The sequence below is a fragment of the Nocardia sp. NPDC057272 genome, from assembly GCF_042668615.1.
GTDB lineage: Bacteria > Actinomycetota > Actinomycetes > Mycobacteriales > Mycobacteriaceae > Nocardia.
Map to the genome: position 1 here is coordinate 1 of NZ_JBHUYK010000002.1, position 21,918 is coordinate 21,918.

A 21,918-nucleotide genomic window follows, 5' to 3' on the forward strand; every position below is an offset into this window, starting at 1 on the left:
GGCCTCGCGGTGGGTGACCGCGAGGCCGGGGCCGGGTTCGTTCTGATCAGCCCGCGGTCTTCTCCGAGCTGCGGATCTCGACGATCGGCAGGACCAGGGCGGCGGGTGCGCCCGCGGGCACGACCGGCTGGTTCGGGCGGACCGGGGCGATCTTGGTGTAGCCGGCGTTCTGGTCGGGGCGGGTGTCGAGTTCGCCCTTGTTCGGCCAGTAGGCGGCTGCGCGCTCGGCCTGGGCGGTGATGGTGAGCGACGGGTTCACGCCGAGGTTGGCCGACACCGCGGCGCCGTCGACGACGCTGAGCGTCGGGTAGCCGTACACGCGGTGGTAGGCGTCGATCACGCCGTGCTCACGGTCGGCGCCGATCGCCGCGCCGCCGAGGAAGTGCGCGGTCATCGGCACATTGAACACATCACCCCAGGTACCACCGGCGACGCCGCCGATCTTTTCCGCGACCCGGCGGGTCACGTCGTTGCCCGCTGGGATCCAGGTCGGGTTCGGTTGTCCGTGGCCCTGTTTGGAGGTCAGCTTGCGGCCGCCGAACAGGCCGCGCTTGGTGTAGGTGGTGATCGAGTTGTCCAGGTGCTGCATGACGAGGGAGATGATCGTGCGCTCGCTCCAGTTCTTCACACTCATGAAGCGCAGGAAGATCAGGGGATTGGACAGCACGAGGCCCAGGAACCGCAGCCACCGCGGCACCCGCCCGCCGCCGTCGACCATGAGGGTTTGCAGCATGCCCATCGAGTTCGAGCCCTTGCCGTAGCGCACCGGCTCGACGTGGGTGTCGGGGGTGGGGTGGATCGACGAGGTGATCGCGACGCCCTTGGTGAAGTCCTGGTCGGGCCCGAGCGTCTTGGTCGCGGCACCGACGATCGACTCGGAGTTCGTACGGGTGAGCAGGCCGAGCTTGTCCGACAGGTTCGGCAGCGCACCTTCGTCGCGCATCGCGTGCAGCAACTTCTGCGTGCCGAGCGTGCCCGCCGCGAGCACGACATGCTTGGCGGTCAAGGTCTTGGGCGCCTTGCGTACCCAGGCGCCGGTGCGCTCGGTGGCCACATCCCAGGTGCCGTCGGGCAGCGGCCGCAGCGATGACACCGTGGTCATCGGAATGACCTGTGCACCGGCCTGTTCCGCGAGGTAGAGGTAGTTCTTCACCAGGGTGTTCTTGGCGCCGAACTTGCAGCCGACCATGCAGTCGCCGCACTCCACGCAGCCGGTGCGCTCGGGGCCGACACCACCGAAGTAGGGGTCGGCCTCGGTCTTGCCGGGCGTACCGAAGAACACCCCGACGGGTGTCTGTACGAACGTCTCGCCCACACCCATGTCCTCGGCGACGGCCTTGAAGATCTCGTCGGCGGGAGTCATGTGGGGATTTGTCACCACACCGAGCATCTTCTTCGCTTGCTGGTAATAGGGGGTGAGCTCGCTGCGCCAGTCGGTGATCTCGCGCCACTGCGGGTCCTGGAAGAACGGCTCCGGCGGCACGTACAGGGTGTTGGCGTAGTTCAGCGAGCCACCGCCGACGCCGGCGCCGCCCAGGATCAGGACGTCGCGCAGCGGGTGGATGCGCTGGATGCCGTAGCAGCCGAGCTTGGGCGCCCACACGAATTTGCGCAGGTCCCAGCTGGTCTTGGGCAGTTCGTCATCGGCGAAGCGGCGACCGGCTTCGATGACGCCGACCTTGTAGCCCTTCTCCACCAGCCGCAGTGCGGTGACACTGCCACCGAAGCCGGAACCGACGATCAGAACGTCGAAATCGGTGGTGCGCTCGGGCATGGGGGAGCTCCTCGATCGGTGTCGACAGTGACGCGGGTAACGCTAATGGCGACAGCCAGAGCTGTCAACGTAGGCTCCGTGCCCACCTATGCTGGTCGGGTGGCCCGATACACCCGAGCGGAACTCGCCGACGTCAGCGGCGTGGCGTCGCGCACCATCCGCTATTACCACTCGCTCGGCGTGCTGCCGAAACCCGGCCGAGCGGGCAAGGAAGTCGTCTACACCGACGAGCACTTGGACCGGCTTCGCGACATCGTCGCCATGCAGGCACGCGGGCTGCGGCTGGACGCCATCCGCGAGGTATTCGACACCGAGCCGCAGGCGGGCGACTGGCGCACGCTGTTCGATCCACGGGCGGGACAGTCCATCGAATGCTCGTCCTACCTCGACGATGCCGAACTCGCCGCGATGCTGGGGGAGCGTGGCACCGATGTCCTCACCGAACTCGCCGCGGCGGGATATCTGGAACGACGCGGCCACCGGTGGTTCGTCGCGGACCGCACGATGCTCAAGGCCGCACTCGTCCTCTACGACGTGGGTTTCGACGTCACGCTCAGCGGGGTCTTGCGGACGCTGATCCAGTCGCGCATCGCCGATCTCGCCGACGAGGTGGTCGGTACGGTGCGCGACGCGGCGGGCACCGGTTACGGCGGTGAAGGGGTGGCCGTGGATCTGAGCCGCTTCCGCGACCGATTGCTGGCGACGGCCTGGGCGGTCGGCGGCGCGACCCTGGCCGCCGAGATCGAACGCGCCGCCGCCGAGGACGACACGGCTGGACGCCGGGATCCGGCCCGTGCCGCGAGTGGGCGATGATCGGACGATGAGCTCCGATCAGCTGGGTCCGCGCGCACTGGCCCGCGCGCAGACGATCGCCGACATCAAACGCATCGGCCGCGAGCATTTGGCCACGCAGGGCGCGGCGGCGTTGTCGTTGCGCGCGGTTGCCCGCGATCTGGGCGTGGTGTCGTCGGCGGTGTACCGGTATGTCCGCAGCCGCGACGAACTGCTGACCATGCTGGTGGTCGACGGCTACAACGCGCTGGGCGACGCGGTCGACGCGGCCCTGCTCGACGCACCCGACGACCCCGCGACCCGCTTCCGGGTCGCCGCGCGAGCGGTGCGGGAGTGGGCGTTGGCCGAACCCGCCTGGTACGGCCTGCTCTTCGGCACCCCCGTCCCGGGCTATGCCGCACCGGCCGCCGACACGGAAGCGCCGGGCGTGCGCGTGATCGCGATTCTGCTGAACATCGTCGACAGCGCCTTCCGGCGGGGCCAGCTCGACGGCCCCGTGCTCGACCCCGCGATCTCTCCGCGTACGGCCGCCGATTTCGCGACGATCCGCGAGCAGTTCGGCCTCGCCGCCCCCGATCGCGTGATCGCGTCCGCCCTCACCGCGTGGACCACGCTCTTCGGTGCCGTGAACTTCGACGTGTTCGACATGTACGGGCGCGACACCTTCGCTGACCGGGCGGAGATCTTCGACCTGAACATCGACCAGCTTCTGCATCTGCTGGGCTTCGTCGTGCCGCGCCCGGATCAAGTGGACCGGTCGGTACGGTAGCGAATTGAAGAGTTCCCGCGGTATGTGGGGAGAGGGAATGTGTGAACGGCGACATCGGCGTCGCCAACGAAGGAGAGTGCCCGAGTGAATTCTCGCGAGGAGATCTTGCGCCGAGTCCGTGACGGGCTGCTCGACCTGCCCGAGGACGAGCGTCGGGTACCCATGCGTCGATCCGCGGGCAGGCACGCGATCGTGGATCCGACCGAACGGGCCGAGGTGCTCGAACGGTTCGTCGACCGATTGCGCGAGCACGGTTCGCTGGTGCGCACCGTCGATGTCGCGGGCCTGCCCGCCGCGGTCGCCGACGTCCTCTACGGCATGAGCGTGCAGACAGTGCTCGCCGCGGTCGAGCCGGGCCCGGCGTGGCTGGATCACTGGGCCGGCGCACCGGGTCATCAGGTCGTGCACAGCGGTTCGGATTCGATCGAGTCCGGCGACGCGGTGGTTCGCGATGCGGTAGCGGGCGACGCGTCGACCGGTTCGCTGGCACTCGATGTCGATGGTGGACCCGCCGTCTCCGAGTCCGTACCCCAGGTCTGCGTCGTACGCGCCGATCGTGTCTTCGTGTCTCTGCCCGAAGCGCTGGACCATCTCGATCAACGTCGCCCACTGATCTGGCTCGGTGGTCCCGGTGATGTCGAGCTGGCTCGTCAGTTGGTGGTGCTGCTCGTCGAATAGGCGGGGAGAAAACGTTATCGCGTCCGGGTTGTGTGGGACTGACGGTCTCAGTTATTCTCGGGTAACGGTGTGACGGCGATAACAGGGCCGTGCGCGCCGGACGCGAACCGAGGAGGCACCGATGACGCTGACCGAATCGAGCCGTGGCGGACCCATCACCGAGGAGTACCGAGAGGCGCTGGCAACCCTGTCACAGGGGTCTGTCGACCGTCATTTCGATCCCTACCTCGATATCGACTGGGATTCGCCCGAGCTCGCCCTTGACCCGAACGACGTGCGGTGGGTCCTCTCGCCGGAGATCGACCCGCTCGGCGCTACGCAGTGGTACCGCGATCAACCGCTGGACCGGCGCATCGCGATCGGCAAATGGCGCACAGCCAATTCGATCAAGGTCGGCGCCGCCTTCGAGAGCATCCTGATCCGCGGAATGATGCAATACATCATGAAGCTGCCGAACGGGTCGCCCGAGTTCCGGTACTGCTTGCACGAGATGACCGAAGAGTGCAACCACATCCAGATGTTCCAGGAGCTGGTCAACCGCATCGACGTCGACGTGCCCGGCATGCGGCCGCTGTTTCGCGCGTTGTCGCCGCTGATCGGTGTGGCTGGCGGCTATGCCCACACGATCCTGTTCATCGGCATCCTCGGCGGCGAGGAACCGATCGATCACTACCAGAAGGCCGTGATCCGCGCGGGCGCGACGATGCCGCCGATGGTGTTGCGCACCATGGAGATCCATATCGCCGAGGAAGCGCGTCACATCTCCTTCGCCGGTGACTTCCTCACCGCGCACATCGGGCGGATGGGCAAGTTCAATCGCGGCGTCTGCTCGGTGGCCTTCCCGATCGCGATGCGCTGGCTGGCCAACGAGATCATGGCGCCGCCGCGGTCGTTCGAGCGCGAGTTCGACATTCCACGCGAGGTCATCGAGCAGGCGTTCTGGAAGTCGGAGCATTCCCAGCAGATCCTGTCGGGCTACTTCGGCGGTATGCGCAAACTGGCCAATGACCTCGGTCTGATGAACCCGACCGCGAAGTGGCTGTGGCGCAAGTTCGGTATCGACGGGCCGGCATCGCGCTACCGCAGCGAGCCGGAGCGAAGCGCGCGCCGCGTCGCGTGAGCGGATCCCGGCGGCGATTCAGTTGCCGGCGACCAGCTGGGTGATGATCTCGGTGAGCTGCTGATCGGGGTCGAGGTTCAGGCCGTGGCGGCGGGCGACGCCGTCGACCACGTGCCAGGCGTAGGAGGCGACTTCCTCGATGAGCTGATCCCTGGTGAGGGCGGGCTCGGGGTCGTTGGCCCAGCGGGTGACGGTGGCCTCGGTCATCGACACGATGGCGAAGGTCATCGTGTCGGCCGAGGCCTCGTCGGTCACGCCGACCACCCCGGCCAGACCGGTGACCAGAGCCCGGGTCGATCCCGCGATGGTGGCGATCAGGGCGCTCATCGCGTCAATATCGGGATCGGCCTCCGACGGCCCGGTCCGCAGGAACTCGTGTAATCGGGGATGGTCCTGGATCCAGGTGACTACGCCGCCGATCGTGCGCACCAGGATTTCGTGGATGGAGCCCTCGGCGATGTCGAGCGCGTCCTCGATATCGGCCACGAAACGGTCGGCGATCTCGCTCCTGATCCGGCGATCCAGCTCGTCGCGACCGGCGAACTGCCGGTAGACCACCGATTTCGCGAGCCCCGCGTGCTCAGCGATCTGGATGATCGGCACCTCGACACCGGCGGGCGCCTGTTCGATCAGCTCGACCGCGGCCAGCACGATCCGCTCCCGGCGGCTGTCGTTGTGCGGCTGCCATCGGGCTTGCCTGCCGCTCACGGCGCTGGAGGGGCGTGACGCTGTGCTCGACACCCGCCCGAGTGTAGAGCAAACGTTGACGCTTCAAACCCCTACCGGGGGACCGACACCGGATCGGTGCAACTGGCGAGTCCGTCGACGAGCGAGCACGGAGCGACGGGGCGCGTCGGCCGGTAGTCGGGGCCGACGCCACCCGCCGTGGTGATCGTCCGGTAGGCCGCGACCGCGTCGGTCGGTGTGCGGGTCAGCGTCGGGTCGGTGAGCACGTCGACGGTGTAGAGGCCGAAACGGGGTGTGTAGGAGCCCCATTCGTAGTTGTCGGTCAGGCTCCAGTAGTTGTAGCCCATCAGCGGGATGCCGTCGGCGACGGCGCGCTGCAGCCAGTAGACGGTGTCGCGGAGCGAATCCGCGCGGGTGTAGCCGTCGGCGCGTGGCCGGCCGTTCTCGGTGGGGATGCCGTTCTCGACGATGTAGAGCGGGCGGCCGGGGAACTTCCGGGCGTAGTGGTCGAGCGCGTAGTAGATGCCTTCGGGCTGCAGCGGAATCGTCCAGAGGCGGTCGGGATCGGGGACTTGCAACTGCGTGGGGGAGAGGCCGTAGTAATAGTCGATGCCGATGTAGTCCAGGCGCGCGGAGATCCGGTCGAGCAGGGGCCCGCTGACCGCGTCGTCGACGCCGGGGATGTAGGCGACGTTGCTGGTCACCTGTGCGCCGGGGTGTACGGCGTGGATGTAGTCGTAGATGCTGTTGTGGGCCTGGGTGATTCGTTCACCCATCGTCAGGACGTCGGCCGCGCCGATGCCGCCGTGGCGCAGATCGTTGACCAGATAGAACGTGGGCTCGTTGAAGGTCACCCACAGCGGATCGGCGCCGGCGTACCGGTCGACCACGCGGCGGGCGCTGGACAGCCAGTTCGCCACGATCTCGGGATCGCGCCAGCCGCCGCGGTCGGCCACCCAGCCCGGATACACCCAGTGGTCGAGGGTCAGCATCGGCCGCATTCCGGCCTCGGTGATCGCCGCGATGACGTCGTCGTAGAACGCGAGCGCCGCGTCGTCCCAGATTCCGGGCTGCGGTTGAACCCGGGCCCACTCGATACCGATGCGGTACACCCGCACACCGAGTTTCGCGGCAAGGTCGATGTCGGAGCGGTACCGAGCGCGAAAGTCCACCGAGTTCAGGTAGGGGTCGACCGTGCTCCCCGATTCGACATAGCGGCGCCAATTGCTGTCCGGCGCATCACCTTCGGCCTGAAAACCGGAAGCTGCCACGCCCCACAGGAATTCGGGTCCGAGGGGCGCCAAGTGGGCAGGTGTGGGTGGTCGAGCGAGAGCGGGGGAGGGGCCGGTCGCGAGCAGGGCCGAAGCGGCCACAGCGAATGTAGCGAGAATGCGTCGACCACTGGGGGAGGGCATGGCACTCCTGGCGGCTAGGGGAGGGGAGTGAGATCCAGTGTGCGACATCGAGGGGACTGTGCGGGGGAATTGAGGCGGAGCGGCGGGCCTGGAACTTGTCACAAGTACAACATGTAATTACGTAGATATGCGCATCTAAATATGTATTGCACTTGGCTCCCGAACACCCACTCAACCCACAACATGTCCGTACGAAACGACGAACTCACCAGCAAGGACGGGGGAGGGCCTCCGCTAAGTCGCCAGATCGACGGCTACGGCACGACCGGTGTCGAACCAGTACTCGTGCAGCCGCCGGATCTTCGCCCGTGAGGGCATACCGCGCAGGTGAAGCGCGCATTCGCCGAAGTCGACCAGCACGACGGTGTCGCACAGCAGAGCGCGCGCGGTGGCGAGTTCGGCCGGGTCGGTGATCTCCCTGGCAGTGCCGCTGTAGGTGCCGCCGGGCAGCTTCACGGTGACGTGTGGATCGGCGCGGACATTGAGCAGCCAGGCATTGACCGCGCCGGGCTGCTGAACCGTCACGTGCGGCGGCATCAATTGGACCAGGTATGCGCGATCACCGTCGCGGAAGATCCGGACGCATTTCGGGCGCGGATGACCGGTCTTGCGCCCCGTGGTGGTCAGAATTCCGTACCCGCGCGGTGTGCGGAGGCGGAAGAACGGCAGCATGCCCGCGCTGAGCAGCTTGCCGTCGCGAGGGCCGCGCACGAGCCGGCCGTGTTTGCTGATTTCGGCCTCCGCCGCGGTGCGCCGGGCGTCGTTTCGGGCCTCGTCCATGCCCCTATGGTCCGCTTGCGGCGATCGGTCGTCCAGCACGCCGAGTGAGTTGGCTCTCAGCACACCGTTGTGAGTGGGCGAACCGGGTTCGCTCGAGCCAGGATTCGGGGATGGTTTGGAATCCCTTGCCGGGCTTTGCGCGCGTGTTCGCGTCGCAGCCCTGGGTGATGCGTGGCGCCGGCGTCGTTCTGCCGACCGAGCGGCTGTTGCGCAGGCTCAGCGGCGGTCGGTGGGGTGTGCTCGATCTGGCCGGGCTCCCGTCGATCGAGATCACGGTGGTCGGGCGCAAGTCGGGACAGCCGCGCACCACCTCGCTGCTGTGTGTGCCCGACGGTGACGGCTTCTATCTGGTGGGCTCGAACTGGGGTAAGCCGGAGCATCCGGCTTGGTCGGCGAACCTGCGTGCGGCCCGCACGGCATCGGCGCGCTTCGACGGCAGCTCCGCGTTCCCGGTGTCGGTCACCGAGATCACCGGTGTCGAGCGTAAGCGGGTGTGGGACCAGGCCGTGGAGTTCTGGCCGGGCTATGAGATGGAGTTCCAGCGCTCGGGAGGTCGCGAGTTCCGCATCTTCCGGCTCGACCGGATCGCCTGATCAGGCGGGCATTGCCGGATCGCGAGGTTCTCGTAGACGAGAACCGCTGTGTTCGGGGCCCGCAGCTCCGCGATCGCGAACTGATACTTTGGCGAGAAGCGGAGTACGTGTCGTCTGCTGGGCGGCTGGACCTCCCAGCCGGGCAATCGGTGGTTCAGGAGGAGCCTTGGCGCGGGTCACCAGTCTGGATGTCGCCCGTGAAGCGGGAGTTTCGCAGACGACGGTGAGTTTCGTGCTCAACGGCAAGAACGAGTTCGGGATCTCGGAGACGACGCGACGGCTGGTCCTCGAGACCGCGCAGCGGCTCGGCTACGCACCCTCGGCAGTCGCACGTGCGTTGCGCAGCGGCCGCAGCCAGGTGGTGGTCTTCCTGCTGACAGACGCACCGGTGACGGAGCCGTTCGGGCGCTTCAAGCGCGAGGTCACGGCTGCTGTGCAGGCACAGGGCTTGACGTGCGTGTTCCTCGAGTTGAGCGGGCTCGCCGGTGGTGTGAGTGCTGTGTGTCAGCATCTGGACCCGGCGATCGTCGTCTCCACGACAGTTCTCGCCGAGGTCGATAAACAGGCGTTGGTGCGGTCGGGGGTGCCGGTTATCGATGGGGTGTTGGGTTCTGAGGACGCCTCGGTCGCCGGCCTCGATCAGCGCGAGATCGGACGAATGCAGGTGCGGCACTTGGCCGATCGTGGTCATCGAGTGATCGGGTTCGCCGCGGTCGACGCGCCACAGGATCAGCCGTTCTGCCTGCCGCGTCTGGAGGGCGCTCGCGAACAGTGCTTGCTGCTCGGGCTCGCGGAGCCGGTGGTGGCGAGGATGGACTATTCGCTGGACGGGGCGGTCGGCGCGTTGGTGCGCTGGGGCGGGAACGGGGTGTCGGCTGTGGCAGCTTTCAACGACGTTGTGGCGGTGGCGGTGCTGGGTGCGTGCCGGATGCGTGGTCTCGATGTTCCAGGCGATCTGGCGATCATCGGTGTCGACAACGATTCGGTCGGCAGGCTGACAGTGCCCACATTGACCACGATCGGTATCGATCTGACGGTCCCCGCCCAGAGTCTTGCCCGCGCCCTGGTCGATGTGGCGGAAGGGAACGCGGCCCGGTCGAGTGCGGTCGCCGCACAGGCTCTGACGGTGATTCACCGCGCGTCGTCCTGACCAGCGCTGTTGCGCATCGACTCAATGGTCGATTCTTCCTTCGAGTTCTTCGTTGCCTGCTAGTCTCACTTCACCTAATACGTATTAGATGGAGTCGCGCGGAGCTTGTGCCGGCTCTGCGTAGCCCGACAAATCTGACATCGAGGTGATCCAAACGATGCGCAACGTTGCACACCGTGCCTTTCTCCTTGCCGCGGCGGGGCTATTGCTGTCCCCGGCGGCCCTGTCGTCGGCAGCGCCGGTGGATCCTTCTCACCGGACTGATGCCCAATTCGTCGCGATAGGCGACTCGTATATCGACAGCGGCTCCTACGCGGGGTCGATCGTGGGTCCGTGCATTCAGGCAACCGACAGTGTCGCGCGACTCATCGCGGCGAAGATGCCGGAGACCAGCTTCGGCGACTGGGGCTGCGGTGGGGCCGAAACCTCCGATATCACGCAGGTTTCAGGGATGGGGCCGCAGGTGAACGGGTTGTCCGCTGCCACCGAGTTCGTCGCGCTGTCCATCGGCGGCAACGACGAGAACCTGTTCGTCTCCGTCATCAGCAACTGCTTCGTCGCCGCTACCTGTACGCAAGCCGTACGAGACCAGTCCGCGGCATCGCTCGCGAGACTTCCTGCACGACTGGACGCCGCGTACTCGGCGATCAGGGAACACGCACCCCATGCCGAGATCGCCGTGCTCGGTTATCTGAATATCGTGCCCGAGGACACCGTCGGCTGCTTTGTCGAGGCGATCGCGGGACCATCCGCACTTGCCTTCAACAAAGGTGCGCAAAAGGCGCTCAACAGCGCCGTCGCCGCGGCCGCAGACCGTGCAGGTTTCACCTTTGTCGATCCTGCCTCCGAGGGTGATCACTCGATCTGCGCCCCTGTCGGGCAACGATATGTGTCGTTCGTCGGAGTTGAGCCCGGAGAGGGAGGGACGTTCTTTCATCCCACTCGATTGGGCCGGGAGTACATGGCCGAGAAGGCGTATGCGGCGCTGACCGCCGACTGACGGCTGCGCGGCTCGCTCGGATTCAGAGGCCGAGTTTGGTGACGGCGTTGTCTTCGAGCGGGTTCGCGGTGCGGATATAGCCGTGGACGGTGCGGGGGTTGGCCCAGCGGCCCTGGCGCATGATCTCGCGGTCGCTGGCGCCGCCGAGGGCGGCCTGGGTGGCGAAGCCGGCGCGCAGGGAGTGCCCGGAGAACAGGTCGGGGTCGAGGCCCGCGCGGGCCGCGTAGCGCTTGACGAGTTCGGCGACGGCCCGGCCGGACAGCGCGGTGGCACCGATCGAGCCGTGCCGGTTGATGGTGGGGAACAGCGGGCGGTCCGTGTCGGTGCTGAGCCGGGTTCCGGTGAAGCCGTGGCAGCGGTGGATCGCGGTGTCGGCGGCGAGGTTGTTCGCCGTCCAGGATCGTGTGCCCTCGTCGCCGGCGTCGGCGTGGACTTCCAGCAGGCGGACCCAGTCGGCGAACGCGCAGATCGGGCAGGTGCGTGGGTGTTTGCCGCGAGGCAGGGCGATGCGCTGTTCGGCGACGCCGGTCGGGTCGGTCTTGGTTGTCGGCAGGTGCACGACGAGCAGCGGTTCGCCGGTGGTGTGGTCGGTGCGTACGTGCACGTCGCTGATGCGCAGGCCCGCCAGTTCGCTGCGGCGCAGCGCGCCGGCGAACCCGACCAGCAACGCCAGACCGTCTCGGCGGCGCGCGGGTTCGGTGGGCCAGGCGGGTGCGGGGAGTTCGGCGAGAAGCTGGTCGAGGGTGTGCAGCAACACCGGTCGTTTCCGGGTCGGCGGGGTGCGGCGGGTGCGGCGGATGCCGCGCAGGGTGAGTCGCACGACGTCGGAGCGGGTCGGTGAGGGGAGTCCGTTGGCGGCGTGGACTGCGGCGATGGCGGCGGACTTGCGATCCAGGGTGGCCGGGCTGAACGCCCACGTGCCGTTTTCTCGTCGGGCGTCGGCGGAGGCGGCCAGGTAGACGGCTACGTCGAGTGGGTCGGCGGGCAGGGCCTGTCGGTGTTCGGCCGCGCACCAGCCCGCCCAGGCGATCCAGTCGGTCCGGTAGGCGCGCAGGGTGTTCGCCGATTGGGACGCTTCGAGGTAGCGGCGCAGTGCGCCTGCCTGGGTGTCGTCGAAGCGTTCGCGAACCAGGCGTAGAGCTGCGGTGTCGACGAGGACGCTGCGCACTCCGCGGCGCAGCTCGGTGCGGACTTGCTCGGGAAGCACGACCGATGCGTCGCTCAAGCTCGCCACTCCTCCGCGTGAATCGCCTCTGCCGCCGATGGTTGCCGGCGTCGCAGCTTATGTCATCGGCGTGCGGTCACGGCATCTCTTCGAGTTCGGCGAGCTGGGTGTGGATGAAGGCCGCGAGGCGGTGGCGGGCAGCGCCGGTGAGGAAGCTGGTGTCGCCCAGGCGCGGGAAGTGGTCGTCGACTGCTCCGGTCGGCGCCGCGGCCGTGTCAGGAGCTTCGCTGACCAGTTCGAGACGGGCCGGATGCTGTTGGGGCAGAGGAACATTCGGTTCGTACGGCTCTGAGGTTACTGCTCCGGTACGCACCATGGTCGAATCCTAACGTTTTGATTACGGCGGCTGCCAACATGACGTGGCATGTAGTGATTACCGCCACGTTTTGTTCCATATAGTTCATGACACCCGGCCCGGGCCTGCTCGAGCCGACATCATGGACCGATGCAGGTGGTCATCGCCGACACGGAAATCCGGTTCGCCGACTACCCTTTCGCGGGCGCGTCGGTGTATCCCGACGGTGTGATCGCGGCATCCGCGATCAGCGAAGCCGATCCGGGCGCGACACCTCCACACGTGCGTACCGCTGCCGGTGAGACGTTGTTCGTGCGCGCCGAGCACCGCCTCGCGCTCGACGATTTCTGCCGACGCAACGTGATTGCGGTGCGTCGACGTCTCGATATCTGGGCTGATCTGCTCGAGCCGTTCCTCGACACCTGGTTCGATGCCGAGGACCAGCAGGCGACCGAAGCGCGGTTGCACGGGGTGGGACTGGAGTCGACGGAGATCGCCGAGATCCGCGGGCGCGTCGAACGGGCCATGATGTCCTACAACTTCGACAGCATGCTGTGGGAGTGGGTCTATCTGGGCCTGTACGACCTGTTGTCCGCGGCGAACGGCGTTCTCGTGCGACCTGAATCGCAGGCGACGCTGGGGGATCCGGTAGAGCTGTACCACTGGGCGATGGGCATCGCCGGGCGAGCCCAATCCACCTGAACGGCAAGAGTTTCCGGATCACGAGGCGCGTGCTTGCTGATCCGGGCGCGCGGTTGCCGCGACATATCCAGCCACCGGACTCAACCGCAACACCGAGGGCATGCGGCGGGTCAGCGCGGGCGGGCCGGTGAAGGTGATCCGCCCGGTGCTTTGCGCGTGGGTGAGCGGCATGCGCCCCAACCACACCTCGTAGAGTCCGGCGACATCCGCGCTGATCGTGACGTCGACGGGATAGCCGGGATCGGTCTCACACACCGAGGGCACCGCGCCTTCGACCACGATCCAGAAGCGACGAACGTCGTCGGTGAACCGGACGTGCAGCACCTGCCGTCGCCCCGGCAGCATGGAGGTGTCGACGCGGGTGTGCATCCACCACACGAGCAAGGCGGCGTCGAGTTCTTCCTCCTGTGGCGCGCCGAAGGTCCAGCGTGCGCCCCATTCGCCGAGGCCGAACAGGATGGGCTCGAGCTGGCTGCCCGCTTCGGTGAGCAGGTGTTCGGTGCCGAGTTTCTCGATGAGTCCGGCGCGTTCGAACTGGCGCAGCCGTTTGGCGAGCAGGCTGCGCGACAGACCCGGTAGTCCGCGGGCGAGGTCGTTGAAGCGGGTGGTGCCGAGGAACAGGTCGCGCAGGATGAGCAACGACCACCGTTCGCCGAGCACGTCGAGAGCGCGCGAGATCGGGCAGTACTGGCCGTAGCCTGCGGTCGTGATGGTCATGGGCACCTCAGCGGTCGGCAATTGCTCCTCCGTCACACCGACGGGGTCCAGTTTCTGGACCGGGAGAGTCCACTTTCTGGACTATCTGGTTATCGCGGCGCTTCCTACCTTCGAAACATGACTTCCACAATTTCTGACACCACGTCCAGCACCGACCGGGTTTCGGTTGCCCGCGAGATCGGTGAAACCTTGCGTCTCGAGGTCCCTGAGCGGGACCGCACCGGCGAAATCTCGGTCGCCGCGTTCGATCGATTGCGGGCGAGCGGTCTGTCCGCGGCGCTCGTGCCGGTTGAGTTCGGCGGTGGGGGCGCCTCCCATCGGGAGATGGGGGAGATCCTGCGTGAACTCGGCAGGCACGATCCGTCGACGGCGGTCGCGTTCGCGATGCATTCGCACCTGGTGGCTGCGCAGGTGTGGCGGCACAACCATGGGGTGGACGCTTCGGCGGTGTTCGCGAAGGTGGCGGGCGGGGCGATTCTGGTCAGCACCGGTGCCTCGGATTGGGTCGATTCCAACGGCCAAGCCGTGCGCGTCGAGGGTGGGTACCGCGTGAGTGCGCGGAAGGCGCCCGCGAGTGGGTGTGAGGTGGGGGACGTGCTCGTCACCAGTGTCCGCTGCGACGGTGAGGTGCTGCATTTCGCGATCCCGTTGGCCGCCGAGGGCGTGAGCATCGACAAGACCTGGGATTCGTTCGGTTTGCGGGCGAGCGGGTCGCACACGGTCGTGCTCGATGAGGTGTTCGTGCCCGATGCCGCGATCTCGATGACCCGCCCGGCGGGTCCGTGGCCGCCGGTGCTGAATGTGGTGATCGGCGCGGCTCTTCCCTTGGTGCTGGCCGCCTATCTCGGTGTCGCGGACGCGGCTGTCGAGCTCACCGCGCGTCTGCTGGAAGGCCGTTCCGACGCCCACACCGTCCAGTCGGCCGGCGAAATGCTCAACGCCTACACCACCGCCGAGGACCTCGTGGCCGCCATGTTCACCGCTTCGGAGAACCTGAGTTTCCCCAACACCGACGCCTACGCCGCCCGCACCCTCAGCCGCAAAACCGTGGCGGCCGACGCGCTCATCACCACTGTCCGCCTGGCGATCGAAACCACCGGCGGCGCAGGCTATTCCCGTGCCTGCGACCTCGAACGCCTCTACCGCGACATCCACGGCTGCCAATTCCACCCGCTGCCTCGCGCCAAGCAGACCCGCTTCAGCGGCCGAGTTCTGTTGGGGCACAGTCCACTCGACTGAGCGGCAAGGGGTCATCCACGCCGGGTGACCCCTTGCCTACTGGTACAGGTGGGCGGTGACGGTCGGGTCGTTGGCCAAGACGAAGTCGACGACATCCCAGAACTCCGGGAGGCGGGGGTGGGCCAAGCCGTCCGCGCGCGAGAGCACCACTCCGTGGACGTCGTCGGCGGATCCGTCCAGACAGGCCTGAACCAGGGTCGCCGCCGGGTACGGATTGTTCTGGACCGGGCCGACACGGCAACCGAAAGTCACATGATCGTCAGCGGATTCGGTGTCCCAGGTTCCCAGGATGACGTCGATCCAGGTGTCATGGGCTTGGTCGGTGTGGTGGTAGCTGTTGGCGAAGTACGCCGCGTAGGCGATTCCGTCGCGGGTGACCATGTTCCAGGTGCGCTCGATCGGCTCTTCGCAGCAGGGGCATTCGTACCGGGCGAACTGTCGTTCATCCAGATCCGCCGCGAGCTCGGTCGGATTCATGTCAGACCGCAGATCACCACGACCGGACGCCACTCCAGCATCCGGACCTCGGGTGTGTCGGCGAATTCTGTCGCCCTGACCCTCAATCGATCTTGGTTCACCGCCACATGATCCGCTACAGCGGTGAAAATCTCCTACTCGAGCGAACTTTCACGTGGTTCAATCACCGGGTGATGTCGTGACGACATCTGTTCCAACCCCACGGGCGGTTCCGGAACGGAAGGACGACCATGATCGACAACGACCCGTCTGCGGGGACCGGAGGGTTCGGCGAGATCCTCGTCAGCTCGCGCTCCCTGCACGAGTACCGGGCGATGTTCGCGCTCACCGACGACGATCTCGAGCGCCGAATTCTGGACTGCCCGGGCGGTGCGGCCGGATTCGCCGCCGAGGTCAGCCGACGCGGCGGTGATGTAACCGCCTGCGACGTAGCCTATTTCGACGGTGGTATCGACCGGGTGGCCGCGACTGCGGTCGCCGAAGCCGACCGCGGCAACAGATACGTCCGCGAGCACGCCGACGCCTACCGATGGACCTTCTTCGCCGACCCCGACGAACACCACCGTGCCCGCCGCGAGTCAGCAGAACACTTCGCCACCCACACCCGCACCTCGCCCCACCGCTACATCCCAGGCCGCCTGCCCACACTCCCGTTCGCCGACAACACCTTCGACCTTGCCCTGAGCTCCCATCTTCTCTTCAGCTACGCCGACGACCTCGACTACACCTTCCACCACCGATCCACCATCGAACTCGCACGCGTCGCCACCACCGAGATCCGCCTGTTTCCCTTGACGCCCATCGGTTCGTCGGAGCGGTACCCGCAGCTCGACCAGTTGCTCGCCGATCTGTCCGAATCGGGTATCAGCAGCCGGATCGCGGAGGTCGACTACGAATTTCAGGCGGGCGCCAACGAGATGCTGGTCTGCCAGGTGCCGAGGTAGTCGGCGGGCTCGTCGACGACTGCGGAGTCATCGCTGTGTTGTGATGGCTTGCAGGACCGTGCCGAACAGGTCTGCGGGCACGACGCCTGGTTCGGTGAATTCCTCGATCGACAGCCCGCTGTTGAGTGCCAGCACCAGGACCGCGGTAGTGGCGGGGTCGACCTCGGTTCCGAGGTCCAGTCGCTGGACCGCCGCCGCGATCGCGGCGCGGACGGTACGGCGGTGCTGCACGAATCGCTCGCGCACCGACTCGTCTCGGAGAGCGCGCAGCCAGTATTCGGTGAACAGCAGTTGCCAGTCGCGGTTGTCGAGCATGCCCTGCATCAGCAGATCGCCGATCGCTGTGATCGTGGGTCGGGTGGCGGCGGCGTCGGCCAGCGCGGTGACCGCCTCGATCCGTCGACTGATCTGCTGGTCGAGCAGCGCGAAGAACAAGTCGTCTTTGGAACCGAAGTTGGAGTAGACGGCGCCTTTGGTGAATCCGGCGACGTCGGCGATCGCGTCGATCGTGGTGCCGACGAACCCTTTGCCTGCGAACTCGGACAGGGCCGCGGCCAGGACTCTCTCCCGTACTTCAGCGCGCGGGGTGCGGATTCGGGGGTTGACTGTGGTCACCACGCTGACGATACTCGCCAGTATCCAAATTTCAATACCCGCCAGTATCGAAGGGTTCTGATGTCGCACTATTCGCTCGTCATCCGCAACGGCACCGTGTTCGACGGTGCGGGGTCGGCACCCGTTCGCACTGATATCGGCGTGCGTGAAGGCAAGATCGTCGCGCTCGGGACCATCGAGTCGGGGACCGCCGAGCGTGAGATCGATGCCACCGGCAAATGGGTGATCCCCGGCATGCTCGATGTACACACCCACTACGACGCCGAGGTCCTGGGATCGCCGGGCCTGGGTGAGAGCGTGCGACACGGGGTCACCTCGGTCGTGCTCGGCAATTGCTCGCTCTCGACTGTCTACGCCGACGCCGACGACTGCGCCGACCTGTTCGCCCGCGTCGAGGCGTTGCCCTGGGACGCGGTGCATTCCGCGGTCAAGGAGCACAAGACCTGGACCGATCCCCAGTCCTACGTCGATGCCATCAACGCGCTGCCGCTCGGTTGCAATGTCGCCGGATTTCTCGGGCACTCCGATATCCGTGCCGCGGTCATGGGTTTGGATCGCGCGACTTCCCCCGGTGTCGTACCCACCGACGCCGAGCTGGCATGGATGAAAGCAATGCTGACCGCCGCCCTCGATGCCGGATTCGTCGGTCTTTCCACGATCCGCAGCTCGTTCTCCAAGCTGGAGGGGACCCGATGGCCCGCACGGTTGCTGCCCTCGACCTATGCCAGCTGGCGCGAATTCGGTGCGCTCAACGCGCTGCTGCGCGCGCGTGGCCGAATCCATCAGAGCACACCCAATCTCGCCAAACGCTCGGAGATGGCACGCTACTTCGCCCAGAGCATGGGCCGAAAGCGCAAGCCGCTCAAGACCACCATCATCAGCGCCGCCGACGTCAAGGCCGACCGCACCGTGGTGCGCATGGCGATCGCCGCGGCGAAGATCGTCAACAAACTCGGCGGTGACGGGTTCCGCTGGCAGCACCTACCGGTCCCGTTCGAGGTCTACGCCGACGGTATCGACGTGGTCGTGTTCGAGGAATTCGGTGCCGGTGCAGCGGCTTTGAACATTCGTGATGTCATCGCCCGCGGCGAACTGCTGGACGATGAAACCTTCCGAGAGCGCTTCCGCAAGGAGATGACGGCGAGCGGCTTCAAGGTGTGGCATCGCGACCTGCACGATGCCGAGATCGTGGCCTGCCCCGACGTCTCGGTAGTGGGAAAGTCGTTCGGCTCGGTCGCGGTCGAGCAGGGCCTCTCCCCGGTCGACGCGCTGCTGGATCTGGCGGTGGCGTACGGCACGGACCTGCGCTGGCGCACCACCATCGCCAATGACCGCGACGACGTTCTCGATCGACTCCAGCAATCGGCCCAAGTGCAGGTCGGGTTCGCCGATTCCGGCGCCCACCTGCGCAATATGGCCTTCTACAACTTCGGGGTCCGGATGCTCGAGCGGGTACACACCCGCAAATTCATGCCCCTCGAGACCGCGGTGCATCGCCTCACCGGCGAGTTGGCCGACTGGTACGGGCTCGACGCCGGACACCTCGACCTCGGGTCGCGCGCTGATATCGCGATCATCGACCCTGCCGGCTTCGACGGTTCCAGTGCCGCCTACGCCGAATCGCCCATGCCCGGCCTCGACGGGGTCGACCGCATGGTCAACCGCAACGACGGCGCCGTCGCGGCCACGATCGTGGCCGGACACGTGCTCTACGAATACGGTGTTTTCGCCGAAGGATTCGGCACCACAGTGCACGCCGGGCAATTCCTGCCAGCCGAGTCGTAGCCCAAGCCCGGCCGCCTCTCCACCGAATGAGCCGCAACCAGCGCTGTTACTCGACGGCCACCATGTACGTGCCCATCATTCGTGCTTCAGCGCAGCGGCTCGTCCGGGTACCCGTTTCGCTGATTGTGGTGCTCCAGCAGCTTCGACAGCAGGCCGGTCAACTGCTGCCGTTCCGCGGGGGAGAGTGGGTCGAGGAGTTCTTCTTGGCTGTGGGCGAGTTGCTTTTCCAGGCGGCGGAGTTGGCGTTTGCCCGGGGTGGTGAGGGTGATGACGTTGCGGCGGCGGTCGGTGGGGTCGGGGGTGCGGTCGACGAGGTGGTGTTCGGCGAGTTCGTTGATGGTGGCGACCATGTCGCTGACGTGGATGCCGCTGCGGCGACCGAGGGTGGCTTGGCTGGCTGGGCCGAATTCGTCGAGGGTGGCCAGGATCCGGTAGTGGTAACCGCGGGCGTCGGCGGCCGCGAAACCATCGCTGACCAGCCGGTGGGCGTGGTTCGCTGTTTGGGTGAGTAGCCAGGTGGGCAGATTCTTCCACCTGGCTGGGGACGGCTCGGGTGGGTGTTCCATGTGACAACTCTAACAAATCGTTTGTGCGACCAACGATCGCGATATCGTTGGTCGCACAAACATTAGTCACCCAAACATTGGGCAGACGAAGGAGTTGAGAGCATGATCGAGCCGTTCCGCGTCGACATCCCCCAGGCCGATATCGACGACCTCAACGACCGCCTCGCCCGCACCCGCTGGCCCAACGAGCTCGCTGACGCCGGCTGGGACTACGGCTTCCCGCTGGCGCGGCTGAAGGAGCTCGCCGAATACTGGCGCACCGGCTACGACTGGCGAGCGCATGAGGCTAAACTCAACGAACTCGCGCACTTCACCACCGAAATCGACGGCCAGAACCTCCATTTCGTCCATGTCCGCTCGCCGAAGCCGGACGCGCTCGCCCTGATCCTCACCCACGGCTGGCCCGGCTCGTTCCTGGAATTCCTCGACGTGATCGAACCGCTGTCGCGCGACTTCCACCTGGTGATCCCGTCCATTCCGGGCTACGGCTTCTCCGGGCCGACTTACGAGCGCGGCTGGGACATCGTCCGAGTGGCACGCGCGTGGGCCGAGTTGATGCGCCGGCTGGGCTACGCGCGTTACGGCGCCCAAGGGGGTGACTTCGGCTCGGGCATTTCCCAGTCACTCGCAGCGGTGGCACCGGGCAACGTTGTCGGCGTCCACGTCAACTACCTGCCGACCCGGCCGAACCCGGACGTCGAACTCTCCGACGCCGACGAAGCACGACTCGACAAGATCAAACACTTGATGGCGAATCGACCGCCCTACCAGGCGCTCCAGGCCGTCACCCCGCAGACCATCGGCTACGCGCTCACCGACTCGCCCGTCGGCCAGCTCGCCTGGATCGCCGAACGTTTCGCGCAATGGACAGACCCACGCTCACCGATCAGCGACGACCGGATGCTCACCGACGTCTCCCTGTACTGGCTCACCGCCACCGCGGCGTCCTCGGCACGCCTGCACCGGGAATCGGCTCGGGGGAGCGAGCCGTGCCCGGTGCCTCTCGGCGTCGCCGTCTTCGCCCATGACATCACCCAGTCGGTGCGCCCGCTGGCCGAGCAGCTCTACGACATCAGGCACTGGTCGGAATTCGACCGGGGCGGTCACTTCGCCGCGATGGAGGTTCCCGACCTGCTCGCCGCCGATATCCGGGAGTTCTTCCTGAGCAGCATCAAGGAGGGCTGACCTCGCTCAGCGGCTGTCGCGCGGTGTGGGCCGCCAGAACACACCGAGCAGCAGCGTCGCAGAGACGACGCCGAGCACAACCGAGATCGTTAGCGGCGCTGCGCCGTCCATCGCGATGCCGGCCAGATGATCAACCGACCAGCGACCCGGCCCGAGAGTGGCGACGGCGACGGCCATCGCGGCGAGGACAGCGGTGTACTCCCAGCCCTGGCCGGGCCGGAAGATGAAGAACCCGTTGCCCCGGTGTGCGGTGACCAAGGCGACCGTCATGGTCGAAACGACCGCAGCTGCGGCGAAAGGAGTGAGCAGCCCGACGAGGAGCAGCAGGCCGGCCGCGATCTCGGTCACCGTGGCGAGCACCGCGTGCACCATCCCCGGACGAAGACCCATCGAGGCGAACCAGCCCGCCGTGCCGGTGAGCTTGCCGTCACCCCAGGCGTGATTGATGCCGTGAGCGAGGACCACGGCACCGAGGGTGAGCCGGAGAACAAGGGCCGCGGCGTCGACGGAATTCATGCCGCCTGCTTCTTCGCGACACGCACCGCGGGTTCCCGCACAGCTGGTTGCCACCCGGGCGGGGCGAAGACGTAGCCGAGCCGGTCACGCCAGCGGCTCGCACGGCGAACGTCGCGGACGATGTTGGCGTACTCGTGATACTGCAGGCGTAGCACGTTGTAGGTGCCGACCGGGGTGGTGAGACCGTAAGTGGGAGTGTGCAGTTCCGCCTGGAAGGTGCCGAACATGCGGTCCCAGATGATCAGGATGCCGCCGTAGTTGCGGTCCAGGTATTCCGGGTCGCTGCCGTGATGGACGCGATGGTGGGACGGGGTGTTGAACACGAATTCGAGCGGGCGCCACATCTTGTCGATTGTCTCGGTGTGGGTGAAGAACTGGTAGATCAGGTTGAAGGCGAAGGCCACATAGATCGTCCACGGTGCGAAGCCCAGCAGGGGTAGCGGCGCCCAGAAGATGGCCTCCGACCAGGGGTTCCACTTCTGTCGCAGCGCGGTGCCGAGGTTGAAGTACTCACTCGAGTGATGCGCCTGATGCGCGGCCCAGCCGATGCGGACACGGTGGGAGAACCGGTGATTGCAGTACCAGGCGATATCGACGACCACCATCAACAACGGCCAGTACCACCAGGAGCCGGTGGGCAACTTCCACGGCGCCAGCTCGGCATAGAGGATCACGAACACGAACAGCGTGGCCAGCTTGAACAGTGCCATCGCGCCCATCGCACCGAAACCCATCGTGATGCTGGTACGCGAGTCGATGGGCGAGTAGGCCCGCGGTGTGTCCTCGGCGTCCGCGTGGCGCAGACTCAGCGCTTCGATAGCGATGAAGACGAGGAAGAACGGAACTGCGTAGATCAAAGGGTTGTTGATGTGGTCCCAAAACGCGGACAGCAAG

General features: G+C 66.5%; 24 protein-coding genes. 12 read left to right on the forward strand and 12 right to left on the reverse strand.

Annotation, left to right across the window (positions count from 1 at the left end; genetic code table 11):
- Nucleotides 1-46: 46 nt before the first annotated feature.
- Nucleotides 47-1,774: a GMC oxidoreductase gene (locus ACFULV_RS02960; protein ID WP_378652478.1), complete on the reverse strand. Its 1,728-nt coding sequence runs from the start codon at nucleotides 1,772-1,774 to the stop codon at nucleotides 47-49.
- Between the two features lie 78 nt (nucleotides 1,775-1,852).
- Between ACFULV_RS02960 and ACFULV_RS02965 the strand changes: the two genes are divergently transcribed.
- The 4 genes from ACFULV_RS02965 (at nucleotide 1,853) to ACFULV_RS02980 (ending at nucleotide 5,133) form a co-directional block, all read left to right on the forward strand.
- Complete coding sequence (locus tag ACFULV_RS02965; RefSeq protein WP_378652481.1) at nucleotides 1,853-2,587, forward strand: MerR family transcriptional regulator; 735 nt, start codon at nucleotides 1,853-1,855, stop codon at nucleotides 2,585-2,587.
- Nucleotides 2,588-2,594: 7 nt separating this feature from the next.
- Nucleotides 2,595-3,335 (forward strand): TetR/AcrR family transcriptional regulator, encoded by a 741-nt coding sequence (locus tag ACFULV_RS02970; RefSeq protein WP_378652484.1) that lies wholly within the window; start codon nucleotides 2,595-2,597, stop codon nucleotides 3,333-3,335.
- 84 nt (nucleotides 3,336-3,419) lie between these two features.
- Nucleotides 3,420-4,013, forward strand: coding sequence for a hypothetical protein (locus ACFULV_RS02975; RefSeq protein WP_378652487.1), 594 nt, complete (start codon nucleotides 3,420-3,422; stop codon nucleotides 4,011-4,013).
- A 121-nt stretch (nucleotides 4,014-4,134) separates the two neighbouring features.
- Nucleotides 4,135-5,133 carry a diiron oxygenase gene (locus ACFULV_RS02980; RefSeq protein ID WP_378652490.1) on the forward strand — a complete coding sequence of 333 codons (999 nt, stop codon included), beginning with the start codon at nucleotides 4,135-4,137 and terminating at the stop codon, nucleotides 5,131-5,133.
- A gap of 18 nt (nucleotides 5,134-5,151) precedes the next feature.
- Here ACFULV_RS02980 and ACFULV_RS02985 read toward each other — a convergent pair whose 3' ends face one another.
- The 3 genes from ACFULV_RS02985 to ACFULV_RS02995 all read right to left on the reverse strand — a co-directional run bounded on the left by ACFULV_RS02985 (nucleotide 5,152) and on the right by ACFULV_RS02995 (nucleotide 8,015).
- Nucleotides 5,152-5,874, reverse strand: coding sequence for a TetR/AcrR family transcriptional regulator (locus ACFULV_RS02985; RefSeq protein WP_378652493.1), 723 nt, complete (start codon nucleotides 5,872-5,874; stop codon nucleotides 5,152-5,154).
- Between the two features lie 38 nt (nucleotides 5,875-5,912).
- Nucleotides 5,913-7,235 carry a family 1 glycosylhydrolase gene (locus ACFULV_RS02990; protein WP_378652496.1) on the reverse strand — a complete coding sequence of 441 codons (1,323 nt, stop codon included), beginning with the start codon at nucleotides 7,233-7,235 and terminating at the stop codon, nucleotides 5,913-5,915.
- Between the two features lie 234 nt (nucleotides 7,236-7,469).
- The gene (locus ACFULV_RS02995) at nucleotides 7,470-8,015 is read right to left on the reverse strand and encodes a nitroreductase/quinone reductase family protein (protein WP_378652499.1); all 546 of its coding nucleotides are present in this window, start codon (nucleotides 8,013-8,015) and stop codon (nucleotides 7,470-7,472) included.
- Nucleotides 8,016-8,125: 110 nt separating this feature from the next.
- Here ACFULV_RS02995 and ACFULV_RS03000 point away from each other — a divergent pair, with 110 nt between their 5' ends.
- From ACFULV_RS03000 to ACFULV_RS03010, 3 genes are all read left to right on the forward strand, one after another.
- A complete protein-coding gene (locus ACFULV_RS03000) occupies nucleotides 8,126-8,608 on the forward strand; it encodes a nitroreductase family deazaflavin-dependent oxidoreductase (RefSeq protein WP_378629363.1) in 483 nt (160 codons plus the stop codon).
- 166 nt (nucleotides 8,609-8,774) lie between these two features.
- Nucleotides 8,775-9,758, forward strand: coding sequence for a LacI family DNA-binding transcriptional regulator (locus tag ACFULV_RS03005; RefSeq protein WP_378652502.1), 984 nt, complete (start codon nucleotides 8,775-8,777; stop codon nucleotides 9,756-9,758).
- A 157-nt stretch (nucleotides 9,759-9,915) separates the two neighbouring features.
- Nucleotides 9,916-10,758, forward strand: a complete 843-nt coding sequence (locus ACFULV_RS03010) for an SGNH/GDSL hydrolase family protein (protein WP_378652505.1) — start codon at nucleotides 9,916-9,918, stop codon at nucleotides 10,756-10,758.
- Between the two features lie 22 nt (nucleotides 10,759-10,780).
- On the opposite strand, the gene ACFULV_RS03015 is transcribed toward ACFULV_RS03010, so the two are convergent.
- Nucleotides 10,781-11,983, reverse strand: coding sequence for a site-specific integrase (locus ACFULV_RS03015; RefSeq protein WP_378652508.1), 1,203 nt, complete (start codon nucleotides 11,981-11,983; stop codon nucleotides 10,781-10,783).
- A 76-nt stretch (nucleotides 11,984-12,059) separates the two neighbouring features.
- Complete coding sequence (locus tag ACFULV_RS03020; RefSeq protein ID WP_378629358.1) at nucleotides 12,060-12,299, reverse strand: hypothetical protein; 240 nt, start codon at nucleotides 12,297-12,299, stop codon at nucleotides 12,060-12,062.
- Between the two features lie 129 nt (nucleotides 12,300-12,428).
- On the opposite strand from ACFULV_RS03020, the gene ACFULV_RS03025 reads away from it, so the two are divergent.
- Complete coding sequence (locus ACFULV_RS03025) at nucleotides 12,429-12,980, forward strand: hypothetical protein (RefSeq protein WP_378652510.1); 552 nt, start codon at nucleotides 12,429-12,431, stop codon at nucleotides 12,978-12,980.
- An 18-nt stretch (nucleotides 12,981-12,998) separates the two neighbouring features.
- Here ACFULV_RS03025 and ACFULV_RS03030 read toward each other — a convergent pair whose 3' ends face one another.
- On the reverse strand, nucleotides 12,999-13,697 hold the full coding sequence (locus ACFULV_RS03030; protein ID WP_378652513.1) for a winged helix-turn-helix transcriptional regulator: 699 nt from the start codon (nucleotides 13,695-13,697) through the stop codon (nucleotides 12,999-13,001).
- 117 nt (nucleotides 13,698-13,814) lie between these two features.
- On the opposite strand from ACFULV_RS03030, the gene ACFULV_RS03035 reads away from it, so the two are divergent.
- Entirely contained in the window at nucleotides 13,815-14,936 is a 1,122-nt protein-coding gene (locus ACFULV_RS03035) for an acyl-CoA dehydrogenase family protein (protein ID WP_378652515.1), read from the forward strand.
- Nucleotides 14,937-14,972: 36 nt separating this feature from the next.
- Here ACFULV_RS03035 and ACFULV_RS03040 read toward each other — a convergent pair whose 3' ends face one another.
- Nucleotides 14,973-15,413: a hypothetical protein gene (locus ACFULV_RS03040; protein WP_378652518.1), complete on the reverse strand. Its 441-nt coding sequence runs from the start codon at nucleotides 15,411-15,413 to the stop codon at nucleotides 14,973-14,975.
- 230 nt (nucleotides 15,414-15,643) lie between these two features.
- On the opposite strand from ACFULV_RS03040, the gene ACFULV_RS03045 reads away from it, so the two are divergent.
- Nucleotides 15,644-16,357 (forward strand): hypothetical protein, encoded by a 714-nt coding sequence (locus tag ACFULV_RS03045; protein WP_378652520.1) that lies wholly within the window; start codon nucleotides 15,644-15,646, stop codon nucleotides 16,355-16,357.
- A gap of 27 nt (nucleotides 16,358-16,384) precedes the next feature.
- Here ACFULV_RS03045 and ACFULV_RS03050 read toward each other — a convergent pair whose 3' ends face one another.
- Nucleotides 16,385-16,972: a TetR/AcrR family transcriptional regulator gene (locus ACFULV_RS03050; protein WP_378629347.1), complete on the reverse strand. Its 588-nt coding sequence runs from the start codon at nucleotides 16,970-16,972 to the stop codon at nucleotides 16,385-16,387.
- A 60-nt stretch (nucleotides 16,973-17,032) separates the two neighbouring features.
- Here ACFULV_RS03050 and ACFULV_RS03055 point away from each other — a divergent pair, with 60 nt between their 5' ends.
- A complete protein-coding gene (locus ACFULV_RS03055; protein WP_378652523.1) occupies nucleotides 17,033-18,757 on the forward strand; it encodes an amidohydrolase family protein in 1,725 nt (574 codons plus the stop codon).
- An 86-nt stretch (nucleotides 18,758-18,843) separates the two neighbouring features.
- Here ACFULV_RS03055 and ACFULV_RS03060 read toward each other — a convergent pair whose 3' ends face one another.
- Complete coding sequence (locus ACFULV_RS03060; RefSeq protein WP_378652526.1) at nucleotides 18,844-19,323, reverse strand: MarR family winged helix-turn-helix transcriptional regulator; 480 nt, start codon at nucleotides 19,321-19,323, stop codon at nucleotides 18,844-18,846.
- Between the two features lie 102 nt (nucleotides 19,324-19,425).
- Here ACFULV_RS03060 and ACFULV_RS03065 point away from each other — a divergent pair, with 102 nt between their 5' ends.
- A complete protein-coding gene (locus ACFULV_RS03065; protein ID WP_378652528.1) occupies nucleotides 19,426-20,508 on the forward strand; it encodes an epoxide hydrolase family protein in 1,083 nt (360 codons plus the stop codon).
- Between the two features lie 6 nt (nucleotides 20,509-20,514).
- Here the strand turns inward: ACFULV_RS03065 and ACFULV_RS03070 are convergent, their stop codons facing one another.
- Together ACFULV_RS03070 and ACFULV_RS03075 are read right to left on the reverse strand one after the other, a co-directional pair.
- Entirely contained in the window at nucleotides 20,515-21,024 is a 510-nt protein-coding gene (locus tag ACFULV_RS03070) for a DoxX family protein (RefSeq protein WP_378652531.1), read from the reverse strand.
- Nucleotides 21,021-21,917, reverse strand: coding sequence for a sterol desaturase family protein (locus tag ACFULV_RS03075; protein WP_378652534.1), 897 nt, complete (start codon nucleotides 21,915-21,917; stop codon nucleotides 21,021-21,023). Before ACFULV_RS03075 ends, ACFULV_RS03070 begins: the two co-directional genes overlap by 4 nt.
- Nucleotide 21,918 lies beyond the last annotated feature (1 nt).